Annotated in this window: 1 protein-coding gene; it reads left to right on the plus strand. The window is 58.5% G+C overall.

Annotated elements, in window-relative coordinates:
* A partial coding sequence (locus tag C1I99_RS35540; RefSeq protein ID WP_111137807.1) for a flagellar basal body-associated protein FliL occupies positions 1 to 310 on the plus strand: 310 nt, incomplete at its 5' end.
* Positions 311 to 422 lie beyond the last annotated feature (112 nt).

Genomic DNA, 422 nt, shown 5'->3' on the forward strand with positions numbered 1-422 from the left:
GTTCGTGCCGATGGAAACCTTGACCGTCAATCTGCAGCCCGAAGAGGGCAACGACCGTTACCTGCAGATCGGCATCACGTTCAAGAGTTTCGACAAACATGCCGAGGAGCAGATCAAGACCTACACGCCCGAACTGCGCAGCAAGGTCCTGATGCTGCTGGCCAGCAAGACGCCCACCGAGCTGTATCCGGCAGATGGCAAGGTCAAGCTGGCCAAGGAGATCGTTGAACTGTGCGAACACGTCTTCAAGGCTGTCGGCAAGGAATCGCCGGTGGCGGACGTCTTGTTCACCAACTTTGTGATCCAGTGACATGCTCAAGGAAGAGTTTCTTTCCCAGAGGGAAATCGACGCGCTCCTGAAGGGCGTGTCCGATGACGCGGACGACGACCCCGTCGAAGCCGCCGACCCCTCGGGCATACGC

Source organism: Micromonospora deserti (assembly GCF_003236335.1).
Classification (GTDB): domain Bacteria; phylum Actinomycetota; class Actinomycetes; order Mycobacteriales; family Micromonosporaceae; genus Micromonospora; species Micromonospora deserti.